General features: G+C 65.8%; 20 protein-coding genes. 15 read left to right on the forward strand and 5 right to left on the reverse strand.

The annotated features are described in order from the left end of the window. Nucleotides 1–47 precede the first annotated feature (47 nt). From U5760_RS06995 to hslU, 4 genes are all read left to right on the forward strand, one after another. Complete coding sequence (locus U5760_RS06995) at nucleotides 48–1,136, forward strand: GTP-binding protein (protein ID WP_322011077.1); 1,089 nt, start codon at nucleotides 48–50, stop codon at nucleotides 1,134–1,136. Between the two features lie 600 nt (nucleotides 1,137–1,736). Next, the gene (gene dksA / locus U5760_RS07000; protein ID WP_027793241.1) at nucleotides 1,737–2,156 is read left to right on the forward strand and encodes an RNA polymerase-binding protein DksA; all 420 of its coding nucleotides are present in this window, start codon (nucleotides 1,737–1,739) and stop codon (nucleotides 2,154–2,156) included. Between the two features lie 330 nt (nucleotides 2,157–2,486). Continuing rightward, the gene (hslV, locus tag U5760_RS07005) at nucleotides 2,487–3,023 is read left to right on the forward strand and encodes an ATP-dependent protease subunit HslV (RefSeq protein ID WP_322010609.1); all 537 of its coding nucleotides are present in this window, start codon (nucleotides 2,487–2,489) and stop codon (nucleotides 3,021–3,023) included. Between the two features lie 28 nt (nucleotides 3,024–3,051). Beyond that, nucleotides 3,052–4,392, forward strand: a complete 1,341-nt coding sequence (gene hslU / locus U5760_RS07010) for an ATP-dependent protease ATPase subunit HslU (RefSeq protein ID WP_322010610.1) — start codon at nucleotides 3,052–3,054, stop codon at nucleotides 4,390–4,392. A 97-nt stretch (nucleotides 4,393–4,489) separates the two neighbouring features. On the opposite strand, the gene U5760_RS07015 is transcribed toward hslU, so the two are convergent. Both U5760_RS07015 and U5760_RS07020 read right to left on the reverse strand, forming a co-directional pair. Then, nucleotides 4,490–5,032, reverse strand: coding sequence for a response regulator transcription factor (locus U5760_RS07015; RefSeq protein WP_322010612.1), 543 nt, complete (start codon nucleotides 5,030–5,032; stop codon nucleotides 4,490–4,492). Further along, a complete protein-coding gene (locus tag U5760_RS07020; protein WP_415914055.1) occupies nucleotides 5,029–6,516 on the reverse strand; it encodes an ATP-binding protein in 1,488 nt (495 codons plus the stop codon). The genes U5760_RS07015 and U5760_RS07020 overlap by 4 nt, the downstream gene beginning before the upstream one ends. A 122-nt stretch (nucleotides 6,517–6,638) precedes the next feature. Here U5760_RS07020 and U5760_RS07025 point away from each other — a divergent pair, with 122 nt between their 5' ends. Further along, entirely contained in the window at nucleotides 6,639–8,294 is a 1,656-nt protein-coding gene (locus tag U5760_RS07025; protein WP_322010614.1) for a tetratricopeptide repeat protein, read from the forward strand. Here the strand turns inward: U5760_RS07025 and U5760_RS07030 are convergent. Then, nucleotides 8,291–8,554, reverse strand: a complete 264-nt coding sequence (locus U5760_RS07030) for a cysteine-rich CWC family protein (RefSeq protein WP_322010616.1) — start codon at nucleotides 8,552–8,554, stop codon at nucleotides 8,291–8,293. The two genes, U5760_RS07025 and U5760_RS07030, sit on opposite strands and share 4 nt — an antisense overlap. Nucleotides 8,555–8,829: 275 nt before the next feature. Between U5760_RS07030 and argB the strand changes: the two genes are divergently transcribed. The 10 genes from argB to U5760_RS07080 all read left to right on the forward strand — a co-directional run bounded on the left by argB (nucleotide 8,830) and on the right by U5760_RS07080 (nucleotide 17,579). Next, nucleotides 8,830–9,729: an acetylglutamate kinase gene (gene argB, locus U5760_RS07035; protein ID WP_322010617.1), complete on the forward strand. Its 900-nt coding sequence runs from the start codon at nucleotides 8,830–8,832 to the stop codon at nucleotides 9,727–9,729. A gap of 97 nt (nucleotides 9,730–9,826) precedes the next feature. Next, nucleotides 9,827–10,588 carry a pyrimidine 5'-nucleotidase gene (locus U5760_RS07040; RefSeq protein WP_415914056.1) on the forward strand — a complete coding sequence of 254 codons (762 nt, stop codon included), beginning with the start codon at nucleotides 9,827–9,829 and terminating at the stop codon, nucleotides 10,586–10,588. Nucleotides 10,589–10,682: 94 nt separating this feature from the next. Beyond that, nucleotides 10,683–11,363 carry a nucleoid occlusion factor SlmA gene (gene slmA / locus U5760_RS07045; RefSeq protein WP_322010620.1) on the forward strand — a complete coding sequence of 227 codons (681 nt, stop codon included), beginning with the start codon at nucleotides 10,683–10,685 and terminating at the stop codon, nucleotides 11,361–11,363. A gap of 109 nt (nucleotides 11,364–11,472) precedes the next feature. Next, nucleotides 11,473–12,063 carry an HdeD family acid-resistance protein gene (locus tag U5760_RS07050; protein ID WP_322010621.1) on the forward strand — a complete coding sequence of 197 codons (591 nt, stop codon included), beginning with the start codon at nucleotides 11,473–11,475 and terminating at the stop codon, nucleotides 12,061–12,063. A gap of 301 nt (nucleotides 12,064–12,364) precedes the next feature. Beyond that, on the forward strand, nucleotides 12,365–13,510 hold the full coding sequence (gene metX / locus U5760_RS07055) for a homoserine O-succinyltransferase MetX (RefSeq protein WP_322010622.1): 1,146 nt from the start codon (nucleotides 12,365–12,367) through the stop codon (nucleotides 13,508–13,510). Further along, nucleotides 13,507–14,115 carry a methionine biosynthesis protein MetW gene (gene metW / locus U5760_RS07060; protein WP_322010623.1) on the forward strand — a complete coding sequence of 203 codons (609 nt, stop codon included), beginning with the start codon at nucleotides 13,507–13,509 and terminating at the stop codon, nucleotides 14,113–14,115. The genes metX and metW overlap by 4 nt, the downstream gene beginning before the upstream one ends. Nucleotides 14,116–14,184: 69 nt before the next feature. Then, nucleotides 14,185–15,579: an AmpG family muropeptide MFS transporter gene (locus U5760_RS07065; protein ID WP_322010625.1), complete on the forward strand. Its 1,395-nt coding sequence runs from the start codon at nucleotides 14,185–14,187 to the stop codon at nucleotides 15,577–15,579. Continuing rightward, on the forward strand, nucleotides 15,576–16,757 hold the full coding sequence (locus U5760_RS07070; protein ID WP_322010626.1) for a M48 family metallopeptidase: 1,182 nt from the start codon (nucleotides 15,576–15,578) through the stop codon (nucleotides 16,755–16,757). Before U5760_RS07065 ends, U5760_RS07070 begins: the two co-directional genes overlap by 4 nt. A gap of 103 nt (nucleotides 16,758–16,860) precedes the next feature. After that, the gene (locus U5760_RS07075) at nucleotides 16,861–17,229 is read left to right on the forward strand and encodes a toxin-antitoxin system TumE family protein (RefSeq protein WP_322010627.1); all 369 of its coding nucleotides are present in this window, start codon (nucleotides 16,861–16,863) and stop codon (nucleotides 17,227–17,229) included. Continuing rightward, on the forward strand, nucleotides 17,229–17,579 hold the full coding sequence (locus U5760_RS07080) for a helix-turn-helix domain-containing protein (RefSeq protein WP_322010629.1): 351 nt from the start codon (nucleotides 17,229–17,231) through the stop codon (nucleotides 17,577–17,579). The genes U5760_RS07075 and U5760_RS07080 overlap by 1 nt, the downstream gene beginning before the upstream one ends. A gap of 48 nt (nucleotides 17,580–17,627) precedes the next feature. On the opposite strand, the gene U5760_RS07085 is transcribed toward U5760_RS07080, so the two are convergent. Then, nucleotides 17,628–18,407 carry an exodeoxyribonuclease III gene (locus tag U5760_RS07085; protein ID WP_322010630.1) on the reverse strand — a complete coding sequence of 260 codons (780 nt, stop codon included), beginning with the start codon at nucleotides 18,405–18,407 and terminating at the stop codon, nucleotides 17,628–17,630. Between the two features lie 60 nt (nucleotides 18,408–18,467). Further along, entirely contained in the window at nucleotides 18,468–19,304 is an 837-nt protein-coding gene (locus U5760_RS07090; protein ID WP_322010631.1) for a PPK2 family polyphosphate kinase, read from the reverse strand. Nucleotides 19,305–19,419: the final 115 nt, after the last annotated feature.

Raw genomic sequence — 19,419 nt, forward strand, 5'->3', positions numbered from 1 at the left:
GGTTCCGATCCACGCACCGCACAGAACAGGCATCCAGCATGGCAACCATGATTCCCGTCACCATCCTGACCGGCTTCCTCGGCAGCGGCAAAACCACGCTGCTCAAGCGCATCCTCAACGAGAACCACGGCATGAAGATCGCCGTGATCGAGAACGAGTTCGGCGAAGAGAACATCGACAACGAAATCCTCGTGCAGGACAGCAACGAGCAGATCATCCAGATGAGCAACGGCTGCATCTGCTGCACGATCCGCGGCGACCTCGCGCGCGTGCTGAGCGATCTGGCGCAGCGAAAGCAGGACGGCAAGCTCGACTTCGACCGCGTCGTGATCGAGACCACGGGCCTCGCAAATCCGGGCCCCGTCGCGCAGACGTTCTTCATGGATAACGAGATCGCCGACGAATTCCTGCTCGACGCGATCATCACGCTCGTCGATGCCAAGCACGGCAACCATCAGCTCGACGAACACGAAGTGGTGCAGCGCCAGGTCGGTTTCGCCGACCGCCTCTTCATCACGAAGGCCGACCTCGTCGACGAAAAGGAACTCGCCGACCTGCGCCACCGCCTGCTGCACATGAACCCGAAGGCGCAGATCCGCCAGGTGGATTTCGGCGTGGCGGACATCAAGGAAGTGTTCGACCTGCGCGGCTTCAATCTGAACGCAAAGCTCGAGATCGACCCGGACTTCCTCGCGGAAGACGAGCACGACCACGCGCATCACGATCATGACCATGCGCACGATCACGCGCACGATCACGATCACGCCGGGTGCGACCACGATCACGGCCAGTGCAATCACGAAGGCCACGACCACGGCCATCACCACGCGCATCACGACGACAAGATCAAGTCGTTCGTGTACCGCAGCGACCGTCCGTTCGACCCGAACCGCCTCGAGGACTTCCTCGGCGGCATCCTGCAGATCTACGGCGAGCACCTGCTGCGCTACAAGGGCGTGCTCTACATGAAGGGCGTGGACCGCAAGGTGGTGTTCCAGGGCGTCCACCAGATGATGGGCAGCGACCTCGCGGCGAAGTGGCTGCCGGCCGAAAAGAAGAACAGCAAGATGGTGTTCATCGGCATCGAACTGCCGCAAGACCTCATCACCGACGGCCTCGACGCCTGCCTCGTCTAGGCGCCCGACATGCGGCCGGCATCATCCCGCCGGCCGCGCCGCTAGTATCTGCCCGCCTACGTGGGCTACCCGGCCAAATAACGTACCCGACCATCGCTTTTTCGCGATTGGCGCGTTATATTTTCTGGATATCGACTGACGCACGCGCTCACAGCACGGGAATTCCCGCTTGCGGCGCGAGTTTGCGATTCAGTTACAATACGGCCCCACTGGAAAGCAGGCAGCCACCGTCCCGGGACGTCACGCCGGGGCCGGGCAGGCAAGGGCGTACGGCCGTGCCGACAGTGCGGAAAGTACAACGAGTACGGAAGACGGGCGGCCCTTCGGAAAATCCGGTCCGGATGGTCTGGCCCCACCGGCAGCACGACGCGGCGCAGCGCGGCGCGCGGCCGGTACGAAACATGCCTCAGGAGCATCTGAAGACCGGTTTCCAGAGGAGTTCGGCCCCGCAGCGGCGCTTCGGGCATCACGACAGCACATCGTCCGTGTCCGCCAGCGCAACGGCTCGAAACAGGCGCGCGGTACAAGGCCATTGCGGGCAACACAAAAGTGCAGGCAATATGTGCAAGTTTTGCCTCACTCATTGAAGAAGCAAGCCAGATGACGACGAAACGACTCTTGACTGAAGCCGAAATCCTGAAGATGAGCGACAAGGATTACATGAACGAGGATCAGCTCGCTTTCTTCAAGAACCGGCTCGAACAGCTGCAGGCGGAAATCCTCCGCAATGCGGGCCAGACCACCGAGAACCTGCGCGAAACCGTGATCGTGCCGGACCCGGCCGACCGTGCGACCATCGAGGAAGAGCATGCGCTCGAACTGCGCACGCGCGACCGCGAGCGCAAGCTGCTGAAGAAGGTGCAGCAATCGCTCGCACGCATCGACTCGGGCGAATACGGCTGGTGCGAGGAAACCGGCGAGCCGATCGGCATTCCGCGTCTGCTCGCACGGCCCACGGCCACGCTGTCGCTCGAAGCGCAGGAGCGCCGCGAGCTGCGCCAGAAGCTGTTCGGCGACTGATCGATCCGCCGGCGCGCCCGCTCCCGGACTGCGCGCCCGGCATTGCCGCCTTTCACGTGAAAGCGCACGGAGTCCCGTGCGCTTTTTTGTTTTTGCGCCGCCGCTTTTTCGGCGCAGCCGGCATACCGTTCTTATCGCTTTTGTCGCGCCGGCTTTTCTGAGAAACCGGCCCTTGAACTGCCTGCGGGCGCCCTAAACTTCTACCGACAACGCGTCGCAGGCTCGCCCCGTAGAGGCGCTGCCCGGCGCGCTCCCGATTTCTGGGGCTTGCGGCCCCGCCGGCGCCGCGCCCGTCCGTCACACCCGGCATCAACGGTAAAAGGAACCCACATGGAGCAATTTCACGGCACGACGATCGTCTCCGTGCGCCGCGGCGACCAGGTCGCGCTCGGCGGCGACGGCCAGGTCACGCTCGGCAACATCGTCATGAAGGGTGGCGCGAAGAAGGTCCGGCGCATCTACGGCGGCAAGGTCATGGTCGGCTTCGCCGGCGGCACCGCCGACGCGTTCTCGCTCCTCGACCGCTTCGAAGCCAAGCTCGAAAAGCACCAGGGCAACCTCACCCGCTCCGCCGTCGAACTTGCGAAGGACTGGCGCACCGACCGCATGCTGCGCCGCCTCGAAGCCATGCTGATCGCGGCCGACGCGCAAACGACCCTCGTCATCACCGGCAACGGCGACGTGCTCGACCCCGAAGGCGGCATCTGCGCGATCGGCTCGGGCGGCTCGTACGCCCAGGCGGCGGCCCGCGCGCTCATCGAGAACACCGACCTGTCGCCGCGCGAGATCGTCGAAAAGTCGCTCGAGATTGCCGGCGACATGTGCATCTACACGAATCACAACCGCGTGATCGAAACCATCGAGTAACCCGCCGGACAGACGAGAAGGAATCAGGATGAGCACCATGACCCCCGCCGAGATCGTCTCGGAACTCGACAAGCACATCATCGGCCAGGCGAAAGCGAAGAAGGCCGTGGCCGTGGCGCTGCGCAACCGCTGGCGCCGCCAGCAGGTGGCCGAGCCGCTGCGCCAGGAAATCACGCCGAAGAACATTCTCATGATCGGGCCGACGGGTGTCGGCAAGACCGAGATCGCCCGCCGCCTCGCGAAGCTTGCGGATGCGCCTTTCATCAAGATCGAAGCGACCAAGTTCACCGAAGTGGGCTACGTGGGCCGCGACGTGGACAGCATCGTGCGCGACCTCATCGAGATTTCGGTGAAGCAGACGCGCGAGTCGGAAATGCGCAAGGTGCGCAGCAAGGCGACCGATCTCGCCGAAGACCGCATCCTAGACATCCTGCTGCCCACGGCACGTCCGGTGGGCTTCGCGGACGCGAGCCACGGCGACAGTGAGAACGTCACGCGCCAGACCTTTCGCAAGCGCCTGCGCGAAGGCCAGCTGGACGACAAGGATATCGAGCTCGACGTCGAGCTGCCGCAGGTCGGCATGGACATCATGGGGCCGCCGGGCATGGAAGACATGACCGAGCAGATCCGTTCGATGTTCGCCAATCTGGGCGGCGGCAAGAAGACGCGCCGCAAGCTCAAGGTGAAGGAAGCGCTCAAGGTCCTCACCGACGAAGAAGCGGGCAAGATGCTCAACGACGAAGAGGTCAAGCAGAAAGCCGTGCAGAACGTCGAGCAGAACGGCATCGTGTTCCTCGACGAAATCGACAAGATCGCCTCGCGCAACAGCGAAGGCAGCGGCGGCGGCGAAGTCTCGCGCCAGGGCGTGCAGCGCGATTTGCTGCCGCTCGTGGAAGGCACGACCATCAACACGAAGTACGGGATGGTGAAGACCGACCACATTCTCTTCATCGCGAGCGGCGCGTTCCATCTCGCCAAGCCAAGCGATCTGATTCCCGAACTGCAGGGCCGCTTCCCGATTCGCGTGGAGCTCGACTCGCTCTCCGTGAAGGACTTCGAATCGATTCTGGTGGCCACCGACGCAAGCCTCGTCAAGCAGTATCAGGCGCTGCTCGCCACCGAAGACGTGCAGATCGACTTCGCCGACGACGGTATCCGGCGCCTCGCGGAAATCGCCTTCTCGGTGAACGAGAAGACCGAGAACATCGGCGCGCGCCGCCTCTATACGGTCATCGAAAAGCTGCTGGAAGAAGTGTCGTTCTCGGCCGGCAATCATGCGGGCCAAAGCGTGACGGTCGATGCCGCGTATGTGGATCGCGCGCTCGGCGAAGTCGCGCAGGACGAAGATCTGTCGCGCTACGTGCTGTAACGCGCGCGGCCTCGCCGCGATGCCTACGAAAGGCCCCGCAGGTTGCGGGGCCTTTTTTCATGCTGGAAGCGAAGTGCTTCTCACGGCTCACTGACACTCACTGGCGCACCGGGCGCTTCGCGAGCTTGCGCTGAAGCGTGCGGCGGTGCATGTTGAGCGCCCGCGCCGTAGCGGAAATGTTGCCGCCGTGCTCGGCCAGCACGCGCTGGATGTGCTCCCATTCGAGCCGCGCCACCGAGAGCGGCGCCGGATGTTCGATGGCCGCGTCCGCCTGTAGCGCGCTCGCGTCGTTTTGCAGCGCCGCCAGAATCATCTCGACGTTCGCGGGCTTCGCGAGGTAGTTGTCGGCGCCGTCCTTCACCGCCTGGACCGCCGTGGCGATGCTCGCGTAGCCAGTCAGGATGAGCATGCGCGCATCGGGCTGCAACTCGCGCAGCGGCGCGACGAGCGACAGGCCCGAGTCGCTGCCCAGATGCAGGTCTACCGTGATCTGCGCGAACTTCTGCTGGTTCGCGAAACGGATCGCCTCCTCCGCGTTGTGCGCCTGCTGCACCTGATAGCCGCGCCGCGTCAGACCGCGGGTGAGGATATCGGAGAACACCTCGTCGTCGTCGATCACCAGAAAACTCATTTCGCTCATGCCTGCTTCTCCGTGTTGTTAGGCGGCACCGAGCCCGGCCGGCTCGTGCCTGATCCGCTATCGGCACCCGCGTCGTGCGCCGCCGTGTCGTCCGCGCGCGCGGTTACCGCCGCCGCGCTTCTGCCCATCTTCACCGGCACGCGCAGCACGGCACGCGTGCCGCGCGGCTTGCGCTCGCGGGCAGCTACGCTCCCGCTGCCTGTATTTGCCGCACTGCCTGCGTTGCCCGACGCGCTCGTATCGCCCGCGACCGCCGCCCGGCTCTCGCCGGCTACCCCAGCCGCCCCGGCCACATCCGTCAGCTCGATCGAGCCGCCGAGCCGCGCCGCCGACGAAAACGCGAGATAGAGGCCCACGCCATGGCCGCCCTGGGTGCTTTCCACGGGCACCGATCCGAGCGCGTTGCGCAGCGTGGCCGGAATCCCCGGTCCTGCGTCGCACACCTCGAAGTCGATATAGCCCGCGCGCGGCGACGGGTAAGCCTGCAGCGTGACATGGTCGCGGCTCGCGCGCGCGGCGTTGTCGAGCAAGATGGTGAGAATCTGGCCGACGGCGACGGCATCGTCGAGGCTCGCTTCGGCCGGTGGATCGCCGATCTGCTCGAACTTGACCTGAGGATGGCGCAACCGCCACTGCTCGACGAACGGCCCGAGCCATTCGCCGACTGCCTGACGGCCGCCCTGCGACGACGCGCGGCTGCGCAGCCGCGCCAGCGCCGACGTGCACAGCGAGATCTGCCGCTCGAGCAGGTCGAGATCGGCGCTATAGGGGGTGAGGGCCTTGTCCGTGCGCGCCATGTCGCGCAGTTCTTCGGAGAGCATCGCGATGGTCGAGAGCGGCGTGCCGATCTCGTGCGCGACGGTCGCCGCCTGCACGCCCAGCGCCACCGCGCGCTCGTCGCGCAGCAGGCGCTGCTGCGCGTCGCCGAGCGCGGTATCGCGCTGACGCAGCGCGCGCGACATACGCGCGACGAACCACACGATCAGCCCCACGCTCACCATGAAGTTCACCCACATGCCCGCGCGGTAGTAGATGAACAGGTTGGCGGGGTTCTCCATGTTGAGCGGCACGTTGTCGAAGCCGAGCAACACGTAGCAGGCCACCGCGAAGGTAGCGAGCCAGCCCGTGAGATACCAGGGCAGCACGGCCGCCGCGATGGCAAGCGACGGCAGATAAAGCGAGACGAACGGATTGGTCGTGCCGCCCGAAAGATAGAGCAGCGCGGAAAGCGCGGCGAGATCCACCCAGATCTGGCCGCACAGTTCGAGATTCGATTCGGGACGGTCCTGCGCGACGCGCATCCACGTGACGCCGTTGAACGCCACTTCCATGGCGATCACGAACAGCATGGCGGGAATGGGCAGATGCACGCCCAGAAAGAACTGCACGAAAGCGATCGTGCAGAGCTGGCCGAGAATGGCAAGGCTGCGCAACCAGAAGAGGTGGCCGAGATTGACGCGAGCACTGACGGTAATGCGATGCATGGGGTCAGTTTACAGGTTCGGACGGATCCGATTCATTATCCCGAAATAGTCTGCTGCAATAGGACTTGCTCACTGACATCAGTCGTCCAACATTCCTCGTTACGGTCAAGGCTGGCAAACCGATGCAACACGACATCCGCAATTCACTCCAACCGTTGTGGCAGGTGTTTCTCGATTTCACGGACGCGGCATCCGGGTCCGCTGCGGAGCCGCGCGCCGACGACACCGCCACCCGCGCCCTGCTGGAGCGCAGTGCTGCAGCGCTGCGCGCGCTCGATGCCGTGACGCTCGCCAATATGGTGAGCACGGCGCTCGAAACCGGCCAGCTCGCCGATGCCACCCGCATTGCCGCCGCCGTCGCGCGACTCGCGCCCGAACGCGCCGATGCGCACTTCATGGTGGGGCTCGCGCTGCAGTTCGCCGGGCGCCATGCCGATGCGGTGGAACCATACCGCCGCGCGTTTGATATCGCTCCCGATTTCCCGCATCTCCGCAATAATCTCGCGATTTCCTTGATGCAGATCAATTCCGGCGCGGACGAAATCCATCGACTGCTGGAGGACGCCGTCGCCCAGAACCCGTCCGATCCGAAGCCGTGGATCAACCTCGCCAAGCTGCGCCCCGACGAAACCGATGCCGGGCGTCCGGCCGAGGCGGCCCGGCGGGCCCTCGCGCTCGCACCGCACGATCCGCTCGCGCTCAATAACTACGCGATGGCGCTCAAGGAAATGCAGCAGTGGGACGACGCGCAGCAGGCGGCGCAGGCCGCCTGCCAGTATGCGCCGAACGATCCCTCGATGCGCGTCAACCTGTCCATGATCCAGCTCGTGCGCGGCGACTTCGCCAACGGCTGGATCGGCCACGAAGCGCGCTGGCTCGGCGCGAGCGAGTTGAAGGCGGGGCGGCCCGTGTTCGCGAAGCCCCAGTGGCAAGGCGAGCCCATCACGGGCCGCACGCTGCTGGTGTGGGGCGAGCAAGGCATGGGCGACCTGCTGCAGTTCTGCCGCTACGTGCCGCTCCTCGCCGAGCGCGTGCACCGCGAGGGAGGGCGCCTCATCTGGAATTCGTTTCCGCAGATGGGCGCGCTGCTCGAACGCAGCCTCGGCGCGCATTGCGACGGCTACAGCGCAGGCGGCGGCGTCGAAGCGCTGCCGGCCCACGACTGCGAAGTGTCGCTGCTGAGCCTGCCGCTCATCTTCGGCACGCGGGAAGATTCCATCCCGGGGCCGACGGGCTATCTCGCTCCTGAGCGAGACGCCGCCGCACGCTGGCGCGAGCGACTGGCGGGCGAGCACCGCCTGAAAGTCGGCCTCGCCTGGACGGGCAGCCTCACGCACAAGCGCAATCCGTTCCGGCGCGTGGATATCGGAGCACTCGCGGCGCACCTGCGGGGCTTCGGCGACGACGCCGCGTTCTATTCGCTGCAACCCGACGCGCAAGCCGACGTGGCCGCCGCGCGCGCCGCCGGCCTCGAGATAGCCGATTACAGCGGCGAATGGCGCAACTTCGACGACACCGCCGCGTTCGTCGATTCGCTCGATCTGGTGATTTCGGTCTGCACGTCGATGTCGCATCTGGCGGGCGCACTCGGCCAGCGGACGTGGGTCCTGCTCGACGTGAACCCACACTGGGTCTGGCAACTCGAGCGGCGCGACAGCCCGTGGTATCCGAATACGACGCTTTATCGCCAAAAGACGTTCCGGCAATGGGAGCCGGTGCTGGAAGAGGTCGCCGCCGATCTTCGCGCGCTCGTCCGGGCTCCCCGCCAGCCGCGCTAGCGGCCCGGCGTGCCGTGGCCTCCTGTGTCGGCAGGCGCAGCCCGGATGACCGGGGTGACGGAAGCGGCGGCGGCCGCTTCGGCAAGACATTCGGGGCACAGGCAGCGCCCGCGCGGATCCAGCTGGCTCGCCGGCAGGGCGGGGAGCGTGCGGCACCAGCAGTCGAAGGGTTCGGTGTGCCGGCCGCAGTCGAACGCGTTGCCGCAGCGCGGGCAGCGGGCGCGTTTCATGTCGGGAGTGGCGTGGGCGGAGGCGGTCATGGGGGCGCGCTCCTTGTGATGCCGGCGTCGGCGGTAAGGAAATGATGCCACAGCGCGCCCGGAGTGCCTGGGTTGCCCGGGTGGGAGGAAGCGAGCCGAAACCCGAGTCCGGACCGCACGTGACGTCCGTGTGACGGAGCCCCCGGACGTGCCTCCCGGCGTGTTGCGCGCACGCCCGGCGGCCCTCGCGAAAACCCTGTTGCAGCGCGCCAGTCCTGTACAATTCGGCCTGTTTCGACCGTTTTTGCCACGACTCCTCGCCTATTCCCGCCGCCATGTCCGAGCCCCTCGACCTTTCGCAGATCGCCCCGACCCTGAAAGCCGAAATTCTGGCCGAAGCGCTGCCCTACATCCGTCAGTATCACGGCAAGACCGTGGTGATCAAATACGGCGGCAACGCCATGACCGAAGAGCGGCTCAAGCAGGGCTTCGCGCGCGACGTGATCCTGCTCAAGCTGGTGGGCATCAACCCGGTGATCGTGCACGGCGGCGGCCCGCAGATCGACACGGCGCTCAAGAAGATCGGCAAGCAGGGCACCTTCATCCAGGGCATGCGCGTGACCGACGAGGAAACCATGGAAGTGGTGGAATGGGTGCTCGGCGGTGAGGTGCAGCAGGACATCGTCACGCTCATCAACCACTTCGGCGGCCATGCCGTGGGCCTGACAGGCAAGGACGGCGGCCTCATCCACGCGCGCAAGCTGATGATGCCGGACCGCGACAACCCGGGCCAGTACATCGACATCGGCCAGGTGGGCGAGGTGGAAGCGATCAATCCGGCGGTCGTGAAGGCGCTCCAGGACGACGCGTTCATTCCGGTGATCTCGCCGATCGGCTTTGGCGAAGACGGCCTCTCGTACAACATCAACGCCGATCTCGTGGCGGGCAAGCTCGCCGTGGTGCTCAACGCCGAAAAGCTCGTCATGATGACGAACATCCCCGGCGTGATGGACAAGGCGGGCAACCTGCTCACGGACCTCTCGGCCCGCGAGATCGACGCGCTCTTCGAAGACGGCACGATCTCGGGCGGCATGCTGCCGAAGATCGCGTCGGCGCTCGACGCCGCGAAGAGCGGCGTGCGCTCGGTGCACATCATCGACGGCCGCATCGAGCATTCGGTGCTGCTCGAAATCCTGACCGAACAGCCGTTCGGCACGATGATCCGCTCGCATTGAGTCCCCTGCTCCCGGGCCAGCCGGAGCGGCTCGCCCGGGGCGAGGGTGCGGTGCCCCGATGCAGCTGCGTCGGGCGCCGCCAACCTTTCCAGAGGCCATGACCGTCCCCCGCCCGCGTCCCCGCCGGCCACAGCGCGCCACCGGCGCCCCTACCTCACGCGGCCCAGTCTGGCTCTTCGATCTCGACAACACGCTGCACGCGGCGTCGCGCGCGATCTTCCCGGCCATCAACGCGGGCATGACGCAGTACATCATCGACGCGCTCGGCGTGAGCCGCGACCAGGCCAACCACCTGCGCACGAGCTACACGCAGCGCTACGGTGCGGCGCTGCTCGGCCTCACGCGCCATCACCGGATCGATCCGCACGACTTCCTGAAGGTCGTCCACACTTTCCCCGACCTGCCGAACATGGTCTACGCCGAGCGCGGCCTCGCGCGCACGCTGCGCGCGCTGCCGGGCCGCAAGATCGTGCTGACCAACGCGCCCGAGGCCTACGCGCGCGCGGTGCTCGCGGAACTGGGCATCGAGCGGATCTTCGAGCGCGTGATCGCCATCGAGCATATGCGCACGCGCAGCCGCTGGCGCGCCAAGCCCGACCGCGCGATGCTGCGCGAGACGCTGCGCCGCGCGGGCGCGTCGCTCGCCGACGCGATCCTGATCGAAGACACGCACGGCCATCTGAAACGCTACCGGCAGCTCGGCATCCAGACGGTCTGGATCACGGGGCATCTGCCCGCGCGGTCGCCGTCGCTGCGTTTGTCGGGCCGGGGGCGGCCCCACTATGTCGATCACCGCATTCGTTCGTTAAAATCGCTACAAACGGGCCTGCAGTCGGGAAGACTGCGGCACACGGGGTGACGACGTCACCGCCGGGCGGACCTGAGGTGCTTTGGGTTATCCTGGCGGGCAGGCTCGGGCGGCGAGTCCGAAGCGAAAACCGAGGGCGACATTCATGCAGCCGACCGAAACGCGTGACGCAGCCGTAACAGAAGACCCATCCGGCACGGTGCGCCGCGCCGCCCGCCCAAAACCGGGCGAACGCCGCATCCACATCCTCCAGACGCTCGCCTCGATGCTCGAGACGCCGCGCGGCGAGAAGATCACCACGGCGTCGCTCGCCGCACGCCTCGGCGTTTCGGAAGCGGCGCTCTATCGCCACTTCGCGAGCAAGGCCCAGATGTACGAGGGCCTCATCGACTTCATCGAGCAGACACTCTTCGCGCTCATCAACCAGATCGTCGCGAAGGAGCCGAGCGGCATGCTCCAGGCGCGCGCGATCACGCTCATGCTCATCAACTTCTCCACCAAGAACGCCGGCATGACGCGGGTCCTGACCTGCGAAGCGCTCGTGGGCGAGCACGAACGCCTCGCCGAGCGCGTGAACCAGATGCTCGACCGCATCGAGGCCTCGTTGCGCCAATGCCTGCGCGTGAGCGTGGCCGAAGCCGCCCAGGGCGCGGACACCGCGGACACGCTGGAGGCAGCCGCCCTGCCGAAAGGGTACGATCCGGCTGTGCGCGCGAATCTGGTCGTCCGCTACGTGATGGGCTGCTGGCACCGCTACGCCCAAAGCGGCTTCACGCGCTCGCCCAGCGAGCACGCCGAAGAGCAGATTCGCGTGATTCTTCAGTAAGGCGCATCCCGGCAACGACGGCGCCGCTCGCTGCGGAGCGGTCCTCAGGGCCCCCGCAGTTCCGGCGGCCCGCGCGGCCGGTGCGCTTCGTCCCGAGGAGAAGAACCGCATGAACCGTCCGTTGCCTTCCGCTGCCCTGCCGCTGCTCTCAGGCCTTTCCGCCCACTGGGGCTGGCTCATTGCCCGCGGCGTCGCCGCCATCGTCTTCGGCATCCTCGCCTTTGCGTTGCCCGGCCTCACCGTGCTCACGCTCGCCATCGTGTGGGGCGCCTACGCCATCGTCGATGGCGCCTTCGCGCTGCTCTACGGCGCGCGCGGCGGCGGCACGCGGCGCTGGACCTATATCGTCGTGGGCCTGATCGGCGTGATCGCGGGCCTTGTGGCGTTCTTCTGGCCCGGCGAAACCGCCATCATCCTCGTGATGATAATCGGCTTCTGGGCGCTCGCCATCGGCATCTTCGAAATCATCTACGCGATCCAGTACCGCCACGCCATCGCGCATCCGTGGGCCGTGGGGCTTTCCGGGCTGCTCTCGGCCGCCGTGGGCTTTTTCATCGCCATGTTCCCCGGTGCCGGCGCCCTCTCGCTGATCTGGGTGATCGCCAGCTACGCCATCCTCTACGGCGTCCTGATGATCTTTGCGGGCTTCCAGCTGCGGCGCTGGCGCAACGCGCATCCGGCCGGCAGCCAGGCGTCTTAGGCGCCTGTGCGCCAAGCGGCGGCAGCGCGCAGTGCAGTGGCGCGCCGCCGCGCCCCTCCTGGCCCCACGCCCGCGCGGCGGTTCGTCCGCTGCGTTGCCGCGAGCGTTTTCCGTTATACTCTGCGTTCGTTTTGAAACACCAGCGCGCCGATTTGCTGACTCGATTGCGGGCGCGCGAACCCGAAAGCCATGGCTCGCGGGTTCATTACAAATGCGGCTAAAGAGGTCGTCAGCCGCGCCACCCCTCTTGCACTCCGCGCTCGCCGACACCGTTTAGCCGCCCGAATACAAGGCGGAACGAATGGAATCGATCGGCGTCGTCGCTCCACAAACACTGCATTTCGACGAGCCCCTGCAACTGCAGAACGGCATGACCCTGGCCGGGTACGACCTCATGGTCGAAACCTACGGCACGCTCAATGCCGCGCGCAGCAACGCGGTGCTCGTCTGTCACGCGCTCAATGCGTCGCACCACGTCGCGGGCGTGTACGCGGACGATCCCAAGAATGTGGGCTGGTGGGACAACATGGTGGGACCGGGCAAGCCGCTCGACACCAACCGCTTTTTCGTGATCGGCGTGAACAACCTGGGGTCGTGCTTCGGCTCCACCGGGCCGATGAGCCTCGACCCCGCCACGGATGCTCCCTACGGCGCGAAGTTTCCCGTTGTCACCGTCGAAGACTGGGTGGATGCCCAGGCGCGCGTGGCCGACCGCTTCGGCATCGAGAAGTTTGCCGCCGTGATGGGCGGAAGCCTCGGCGGCATGCAGGCGCTCGCCTGGAGCCTGCGTTATCCGGACCGTCTTGGCCACTGCATCGTGATCGCCTCCACGCCCAAGCTCTCGGCGCAGAACATCGCGTTCAACGAGGTGGCGCGTTCGGCGATTCTTTCGGACCCCGACTTTCATGGCGGCGACTACTACGCGCACGGCGTGAAACCGAAGCGCGGTCTGCGCGTGGCGCGCATGATCGGCCACATCACCTATCTCTCCGACGACGACATGGCCGAGAAGTTCGGCCGGGCGCTGCGCCGCGCGGAGGGCGCCGTGGATGCGTACAACTTCAACTTCGACGTGGAATTCGAGGTGGAGTCCTATCTGCGCTACCAGGGCGACAAGTTCGCCGATTACTTCGACGCCAACACGTATCTGCTCATCACGCGCGCGCTCGACTACTTCGATCCGGCCAAGGCGCACGAGGGCGACCTCACGAAGGCCCTCGCGCACACGAAGGCGAAGTACCTCGTGGCGAGCTTCACGACCGACTGGCGCTTCGCGCCCGCGCGCTCGCGCGAACTCGTGAAGGCGCTGCTCGACCACAAGCGCCAGGTGACCTACGCGGAGATCGACGCGCCGCACGGCCACGACGCTTTCCTGCTCGACGACGCGCGCTATCACAACGTCATGCGCGCTTACTACGAACGCATTGCCAACGAGGTGGGCGCATGAACCAGAGCGCATTCGACAGTCTTTCCGCCCGTCCCGACTTCCGCACCATCGCGCGCTGGATCGAGCCGCGCTCCAGGGTGCTCGACCTCGGCTGCGGCGACGGCGCGCTGCTCTCGCTGCTCACCGAGGAGCTGGAGTGCACGGGCTACGGGATCGAGATCAACGACGCGGGCGTGCTCGCTTCGGTGGGCAACGGCATCAACGTGATCCAGCAGAACCTCGAAGACGGGCTGCGCCTCTTCGAAGACGCGAGCTTCGACTTCGCGATCCTCTCGCAGACGCTGCAAACCATTCACCAGACCGCGGCGATCCTGCGCGAGACGGCGCGCGTGGGCAAGGAGTGCATCGTCTCGTTCCCGAACTTCGGCTACTGGCCGCACCGGCTTTCGGTGCTGCGCGGGCGCATGCCGGTGTCGAAATCGCTGCCTTACCAGTGGCACAACACACCGAACGTGCGTGTGCTCACCGTGAAGGACTTCGAAGCGCTCGCGCCTGAAGTGGGCATCGAAATTCTCGACCGCGCCGTGCTCCACGGCGGTCAGACCGTTCGTTGGGGCGTGAACTGGCGTGGTAGTCTTGCGGTCTATCGCGTGAAGAAAAAATGACGTCGTAGAGCGGCGTCGTGCGTTTTTCTGCCCGGTCCAGACCAAAACCCCGACGCCACCCCGGACGACATGCCGAATCCGCCCCACGAGGCCCCCGCCCTTACTGCTCACGAAAATCACCCCGGCTGGCGCGCGTACCTGAACACGCACATGCTGATCTGCGTGTTCCTCGGCTTCACCTCGGGGCTGCCGCTCTTCACGCTCGTCTATCTCGTGCAGGCCTGGCTGCGCTCCGAAGGCGTGAACCTCAAGGAGATCGGCCTCTTCGCGCTGATCCAGTTTCCCTACACCTGGAAGTTCGTGTGGGCGCCGCTCATGGACCGCTACGTGCCGCGCCTGCCGGGCTGGCGCCCCGGGCGGCGGCGCGGCTGGATGCTCGTCACGCAGATCCTCGTGGCCGGGGCGATCGCCACGCTCGGCTTCGTCTCGCCCAAAGACTCCATCTGGACGGTGGCCGCGCTCACGGCGCTCGTCGCGTTCTTCGGCGCGAGCCAGGACATCGCCATCGACGCCTACCGGCGCGAACTGCTCACCGACACGCAACAGGGCCTCGGCAACGCGGTCCACGTGAACGCCTACAAGATCGCCGCGCTCGTGCCCGGCTCGCTCGCGCTGATCCTCTCCGATCACCTGCCCTGGAGCACCGTGTTCGTCGTCACGGCGGCATTCATGATTCCCGGCATGGTCATGTCGCTCGTGGTGAGCGAGCCCGAGGTGCACGGCACGCCGCCGAAGAACCTGCGCGAAGCCATCGTGCAGCCCTTCGCCGAATTCGTGCAGCGCGACGGCTGGACCGGCGCGCTCTTCGTGCTCGGGTTCATCTTTCTCTACAAGCTCGGCGACACGATGGCCACCACGCTCTCGACGTCGTTCTTCCTCGACATCGGCTACACGCGCACCGAGATCGGCGTGATCGCCAAGATGACCGCGTTCGGGGCGAGCCTCGCGGGCGGCATCATCGGCGGCGTGGCGCTGGTGAAGATCGGGATTGGGCGCGGGCTGTGGATCTTCGGCGTCCTGCAGATCGTCTCGACGCTCGGCTTCGCATGGCTCGCCCAGCTGGGGCCCGGCTCGCCCTCGCTCGCGGCGATCTACGACGGCGTGCTCGCCGTGAGTCACGCCGTCTCCCAGGCCGCGGGCGCGCTCGGCATGGAGGCCCATCCGACGCTCGATCCGCGCGCCGTGGCGCTCGCGCTCGTGTACGGCTTCGAGACCTTCGCGACCGGCCTCACGCTCGCGGCCTTCACCGCCTATATCGCGAGCACCACCGATCCGCGCTACACCGCCACCCAGTTCGCGCTCTTCACGAGCCTCGCGTCCGTGCCGCGCACGCTCGCCTCGGCGGCAAGCGGGTACGTGGTGGCGAAAATCGGCTGGTTCGACTACTTCATCGTATGCACGGCGTTAGCCGTACCGGGTATGCTCCTGCTGGTTCGTATCGCCCCGTGGAGAATCCGGTCTTGACCCCGTTACAGCCTGCCGTGCGCATCCAGCGTCGTGCGTCCCGCCGCGCGCGTCGGGGGGCCGGGCGCGTGCGCACGCTCGCCGGGGCGCTCCAGTTGGCGATCGCGACGCTGTCCGGTTTGCACGCAGGGTTGGCGTTCGCCGACAATGTCCCGCCCGTGGCCACGCCCGCCGCGCCGGCGGCGCCCGCTACGGCGCCATCCGGGGCCGAGACGCCGGCGCAGGGACAAACTCAGGGACAGACTTCAGGACAAGCGCCGGGCCAGCCCACGGGATCTGCACAGGGATCCGCCCCGGGCGCGGCCCAGACGGCCAGCGCGGCCGCCGCGGGCGCTTCGGGCATATCGGGCGCCGCTGCGCAGAGCGCGAACCGGCAGGTGCGCTTCGGCAACAGCGCGGTGTACCGCAACTTGATCCCCTCGCCGATGCTCGAGGACCAGGCCGCCGCCGAATACGCCGAGATCGTGCGCGGCGCGGCGCACTCCGACCGTCTTTATCCCGACACCGACCCGCGCGTGCAACGCGTGCGCCTGTTCGTGGACCGCCTCGCGCCCTATGCGCAGAAGTGGAGCGACCGGGTGAAGAGCTGGAAATGGGAAGTGGCGGTGATCCGCTCGCCCGATATCCGCATGTACTGCCTGCCGGGCGGCAAGATCGTGGTGTACGGCGGGCTGCTCGACCGCGTGAAGCTCAACGACAACGAGTTCGGCATGCTGCTCGGCCACGAGATTGCACACGCGGTGCGCGAGCACATGCGCGAGCGGCTGGGACAGCAGCAGGCCGCGCAGATCGAGGCCGGCACGGTGCCGCAACTCTTCGGGCTCGCGGATCTGGGCGTGTTTCCGCTCGGTATCGGCACGCAGCTCTTCGAGATGCACTACGGCCACGCCGACGAAACCGAAGCCGACGTGATCGGCAGCGACATCGCTTCGCGCGCCGGATTCGATCCGCGCGCGGCCGTCACGCTCTGGGACAAGCTCGCCGCCGCGACGAAGAACGACCACGACCAGGGCTTCATCTACGTGCATCCGTACACGCCGGCACGGCGCGCGGACATCATCAAGCGGCTGCCCGACATGCTGCCGCTCTACGCCAAGGCCATCGGCAAACCGGTGGACGAACTGCCCGATTACGCCGGCATCGGCGTGCCGCAGCGGCGCAAGGTGGCGGCGCCTTGAGGCGCAACAGGCCGAAACGCGCATATTTCGCGCTGCTTTGACCCCGCTTAGTCGAGGGCGCGAGGCCAGCGGCCGATGGCAAACCCTATGAGCAGGTGATATATTGCCAAGAAAAAGAGATATCGCAATTGATACGCTGCTGGACCTCAATGGCTCGGTACTCGATCAGGGAAACGGCTACTGGATCAAACTCGAAGCGTGGCGGGTCGATGTATCCGATGAGATCCCTCACGGCATCAGGTATTCACTCACGTTGCACGAGCCCTATGGAAATCGCATTCTCGGCTACGACAATGCACATGCCGTCAAGCCGCCAAAAAAATTCAAGTATGCCGGCCGTATCCTTGCCTACGACCACAAGCACCGGCATGTCTCCGACAAGGGCGTGCCATACGAATTCAAGGACGCACAGCAACTGCTGGTCGACTTCTTCGCAGACACAGATCGCGTCCTTTCCCAAATGAGGAAATGATGAAATCCATCGTGATTGGCATCATGCCGCAAGAGAAAATTCGAGCCCGCGTACTGGCGATCGCACGCGGCGAATACAAGCCTAAGTCGAGCGAACCCAAGATCTGGTTCACCTCGATGAAGTCGCTGGCTGAAGTGCTGAGCGATGACAACCGCGCGTTGCTGCGCGTCATCACAGAAACGAAACCACAGTCGATTGCCGAACTCGCGGAGGCAACGGGCCGCAAGCCGAGCAACCTCTCGCGCACCCTGAGAACGATGTCCAACTATGGGATCGTTGATCTGAAGCGCGAGAAAAATCTGGTCCGGCCGGTGGTCAAGGCGACAGAGTTTCGCATTGTCGCGGCGTGAACCGGGGCCGTCAGGCCCCCGGTGTGGCCGCCGCAACCCGCGCTCGCCTCAACCCTTGATCTTCCAGTCGTAATCGATCGTCAGCGGCGCGTGGTCGCTGAACTTGATGTCCCTGAAGATCGACGTACGCTTCGCCGTCCCCGCCACGCCCGGCGTGGCGATCTCGTAGTCGATACGCCACCCCACGTTCTTCGCGTACGCCTGGCCGCGATTGCTCCACCACGTGTACTGCTCGGGGCGCGCATCGAGCGTGCGGAACACGTCCACGTAACCGACGTCGTCGAAGAGCTTCGTGAGCCACGCGCGCTCTTCGGGCAGGCAGCCCGAGTTCTTCTGGTTGCCCTTCCAGTTCTTGATGTCGATTTCCTTGTGGACGATGTTGACGTCGCCGCACACGATCACTTCGCGCTCGCGCCTGAGTTCGGCGAGATGCGGCATGAACTCGTCCATGAAGCGGTATTTCGCCTCCTGGCGCTCCTCGCCGCTCGACCCCGATGGCACGTACACCGAAATGATCGAGAGCTTGCCGAAGCGCGCTTCGACATAACGCCCCTCGGGATCGAACTCCTCGCTGCCGAAGCCGATGATCACCTCGTCGGGCTCGTGGCGCGTATAGAGACCCGCGCCGCTATAGCCCTTCTTCACCGCATGCTGGAAATAACCCTTGAAATCATGGGGTGCCAGAAACTCGGGCGTCATGTCGTCCTGCGAGCACTTGATTTCCTGCACGCACAGCACGTCGGCCTTCTGGGTGCCGAACCAGTCGAAAAAGCCCTTCTTCGCCGCCGAACGGATGCCGTTCAGATTCGCGGTGATCACACGCAACATGTTCTGTTTCCTTATCGTTGTCTCTGGGTTGGCGCAGATTCGCCTGCACCGGCCGTCGGGCTACTCGATCTTGAGGCCCTTGAGTTCCGGCTTCTCGGGCGGGTATTCGAGCTTGAGGCCTTCCATGAGGCGCAGCAGCAACTCGCCCACCATCACGTTGCGGTGCGACTTCGCATCCGCCGGAATCACGTACCACGGCGCATGCTCGGTGGACGTGGCCGCGAGCGCGTCGGCGTAGGCGGCCTGGTACGCGCTCCAGTGCTTGCGCGCTTCGAGGTCGGAGACGTCGAACTTCCAGTGCTTGGTGGGATCGTCGATACGCGCCTGGATGCGGTTCTTCTGCTCGTCCTTCGAGATGTGCAGCATGCACTTGATGAGGGTCGTGCCGGTTTCCGCGAGCATCGCCTCGAAGTCGCGGATCTGGCGATAGCGGCGCTCACATTCGGCCGCGTCGATCTGGCCCATCACGCGCGGCACCAGCACGTCTTCGTAGTGGCTGCGGTTGAAGATGGCCAGCTCGCCCGCCGCGGGGACCTGCAGATGCACGCGCCAGAGAAAGTCGCGCGACGTTTCGATCGGCGTGGGCGCGCGGAACTGCACGATGCGCAGGCCGAGCGGATCGACTTCGTGAAACACGCCGCGGATCGTGCCGTCCTTGCCGCTCGTATCCATGCCCTGCAGCACGAGCAGCACGCGCTGGTGACGCTGCGCATGCAGGCGCTCCTGCTGCACGTCGATCTTCGCGCCGATCTCGGCAAGCCGGTCGCGGTCGCCGTCCTTGCTGCCCGTGGAGAACGGCTTGGCCGTCGGATCGATCGCTTCAAGCGAGAATTTCGCCGCCTTCTTGTCGCCGAAGTACGGCACGCGGTAATCGTCGAGACTCGGGGACTTCGCCATGTGTTGTTCTCCTCGGAATTGACCTGTCCGTGGTTCGTGTTACGGAGGCCCGATGAACTTCCGGGCGGCGCAAACGGCAGGGCGGCGCCGCACCCGGCCTGGCTGGCCGGAGCGA

The sequence above is a fragment of the Paraburkholderia sp. J12 genome (assembly GCF_905220215.1).
Classification (GTDB): Bacteria; Pseudomonadota; Gammaproteobacteria; order Burkholderiales; family Burkholderiaceae; genus Paraburkholderia.

Coding starts and splice junctions, on each gene's coding strand:
- U5760_RS06995 (WP_322011077.1), top strand. CDS start 48: ATGATTCCCGTCACCATCCTGACCGGCTTCCTCGGCAGCGGCAAAACC.
- dksA (WP_027793241.1), top strand. CDS start 1,737: ATGACGACGAAACGACTCTTGACTGAAGCCGAAATCCTGAAGATGAGC.
- hslV (WP_322010609.1), top strand. CDS start 2,487: ATGGAGCAATTTCACGGCACGACGATCGTCTCCGTGCGCCGCGGCGAC.
- hslU (WP_322010610.1), top strand. CDS start 3,052: ATGAGCACCATGACCCCCGCCGAGATCGTCTCGGAACTCGACAAGCAC.
- U5760_RS07015 (WP_322010612.1), bottom strand. CDS start 5,032: ATGAGCGAAATGAGTTTTCTGGTGATCGACGACGACGAGGTGTTCTCC.
- U5760_RS07020 (WP_415914055.1), bottom strand. CDS start 6,516: ATGCATCGCATTACCGTCAGTGCTCGCGTCAATCTCGGCCACCTCTTC.
- U5760_RS07025 (WP_322010614.1), top strand. CDS start 6,639: ATGCAACACGACATCCGCAATTCACTCCAACCGTTGTGGCAGGTGTTT.
- U5760_RS07030 (WP_322010616.1), bottom strand. CDS start 8,554: ATGACCGCCTCCGCCCACGCCACTCCCGACATGAAACGCGCCCGCTGC.
- argB (WP_322010617.1), top strand. CDS start 8,830: ATGTCCGAGCCCCTCGACCTTTCGCAGATCGCCCCGACCCTGAAAGCC.
- U5760_RS07040 (WP_415914056.1), top strand. CDS start 9,827: ATGACCGTCCCCCGCCCGCGTCCCCGCCGGCCACAGCGCGCCACCGGC.
- slmA (WP_322010620.1), top strand. CDS start 10,683: ATGCAGCCGACCGAAACGCGTGACGCAGCCGTAACAGAAGACCCATCC.
- U5760_RS07050 (WP_322010621.1), top strand. CDS start 11,473: ATGAACCGTCCGTTGCCTTCCGCTGCCCTGCCGCTGCTCTCAGGCCTT.
- metX (WP_322010622.1), top strand. CDS start 12,365: ATGGAATCGATCGGCGTCGTCGCTCCACAAACACTGCATTTCGACGAG.
- metW (WP_322010623.1), top strand. CDS start 13,507: ATGAACCAGAGCGCATTCGACAGTCTTTCCGCCCGTCCCGACTTCCGC.
- U5760_RS07065 (WP_322010625.1), top strand. CDS start 14,185: ATGCCGAATCCGCCCCACGAGGCCCCCGCCCTTACTGCTCACGAAAAT.
- U5760_RS07080 (WP_322010629.1), top strand. CDS start 17,229: ATGAAATCCATCGTGATTGGCATCATGCCGCAAGAGAAAATTCGAGCC.
- U5760_RS07085 (WP_322010630.1), bottom strand. CDS start 18,407: ATGTTGCGTGTGATCACCGCGAATCTGAACGGCATCCGTTCGGCGGCG.
- U5760_RS07090 (WP_322010631.1), bottom strand. CDS start 19,304: ATGGCGAAGTCCCCGAGTCTCGACGATTACCGCGTGCCGTACTTCGGC.